At 60.5% G+C, this 1,756-nt stretch carries 1 rRNA gene; it reads left to right on the forward strand.

Going from position 1 to position 1,756, the window contains the following annotated elements:
• Positions 1 to 209: 209 nt before the first annotated feature.
• Positions 210 to 1,756: ribosomal RNA gene (locus tag WDV86_RS02850) — 23S ribosomal RNA — on the forward strand; the annotation flags it as partial.

A 1,756-nucleotide genomic window follows, 5' to 3' on the forward strand; every position in this document is an offset into this window, starting at 1 on the left:
GGTGGTGTCGGGCTGTGGTGCGCTGTTGGGTCCTGAGGGAGCAGGCCGTGGTGGTCTGGTTGCTCTGGTGGGTCACGTGCCCGGTCATACTGCTTCCCGTGTGTCTTCGCCTGGTGGTGGGGGCGTGGGTGGGGGTGGGTGCCGGTGTGGTGCGTGGCGTGCGTGTTGCTTGAGAACTGCACAGTGGACGCGAGCATCTTTATCTTTGTGGCCAAGTTTTTAAGGGCGTACGGTGGATGCCTGGGCACCAGGAGCCGATGAAGGACGTAGGAGCCTGCGATAAGCCTCGGGGAGCTGGCAACCGAGCTGTGATCCGAGGATGTCCGAATGGGGGAACCCGGCTGGATTCATCTCCAGTCACTCCCACCTGAATATATAGGGTGGGTGGAGGTAACGTGGGGAAGTGAAACATCTCAGTACCCACAGGAAGAGAAAGCAACAGCGATTCCGTGAGTAGTGGCGAGCGAAAGCGGACGAGGCTAAACCGGCACCGTGTGATACCCGGCAGGGGTTGCGGTGGTGGGGTTGTGGGACCCGTTGGTCGTGGCTGCCGCTGCGGCGAGGAGTGATCAAGTCGTGTCATAGTCGAAGGGCCTTGGATGGTCCGGCGTAGAGGGTGGGACCCCCGTAGACGAAATGGCGTGGCCTCCTTGGACGGTGTTCCCGAGTAGCACGGGGCCCGAGAAATCCCGTGTGAATCTGGGGGGACCACCCCCTAAGCCTGAATACTCCCTGGTGACCGATAGCGGACGAGTACCGTGAGGGAAAGGTGAAAAGTACCCCGGGAGGGGAGTGAAATAGTACCTGAAACCGTGCGCCTACAAGCCGTCGGAGCATCCTTGTGGTGTGACGGCGTGCCTTTTGAAGAATGAGCCTGCGAGTTAGTGGCATGTGGCGAGGTTAACCCGTGTGGGGAAGCCGTAGCGAGAGCGAGTCCGAAGAGGGCGTTTGAGTCGCGTGTCCTAGACCCGAAGCGGAGTGATCTACCCATGGGCAGGGTGAAGCGTGGGTAAGACCGCGTGGAGGCCCGAACCCACCAGGGTTGAAAACCTGGGGGATGACCTGTGGGTAGGGGTGAAAGGCCAATCAAACTCCGTGATAGCTGGTTCTCCCCGAAATGCATTTAGGTGCAGCGTCTCGTGTTTCTTGCCGGAGGTAGAGCTACTGGATGGCCGATGGGCCCGACAAGGTTACTGACGTCAGCCAAACTCCGAATGCCGGTAAGTGAAGCGGGGCAGTGAGACTGCGGGGGATAAGCTTCGTAGTCGAGAGGGAAACAGCCCAGATCACCGGCTAAGGCCCCTAAGCGTGTGCTAAGTGGGAAAGGATGTGGAGTTGCGCTGACAACCAGGAGGTTGGCTTAGAAGCAGCCATCCTTGAAAGAGTGCGTAATAGCTCACTGGTCAAGTGATTCCGCGCCGACAATGTAGCGGGGCTCAAGCACACCGCCGAAGCCGTGACGTCCACGCGTGAGCTAGGCCGCCTTTGGGTTGGTCCAGGTGCGTGGGTGGGTAGGGGAGCGTCGTGTGGGGGGTGAAGCGGCCGGGTGACCGAGTCGTGGACGCCACACGAGTGAGAATGCAGGCATGAGTAGCGAATGACGGGTGAGAACCCCGTCCGCCGATTGATCAAGGGTTCCAGGGCCAGGCTAATCCGCCCTGGGTAAGTCGGGACCTAAGGCGAGGCCGACAGGCGTAGTCGATGGACAACGGGTTGATATTCCCGTACCGGCGTAGGACCGCCCATGCTGGGGCCG

This window comes from Pseudokineococcus sp. 1T1Z-3, from assembly GCF_037482365.1.
GTDB lineage: Bacteria > Actinomycetota > Actinomycetes > Actinomycetales > Quadrisphaeraceae > Pseudokineococcus.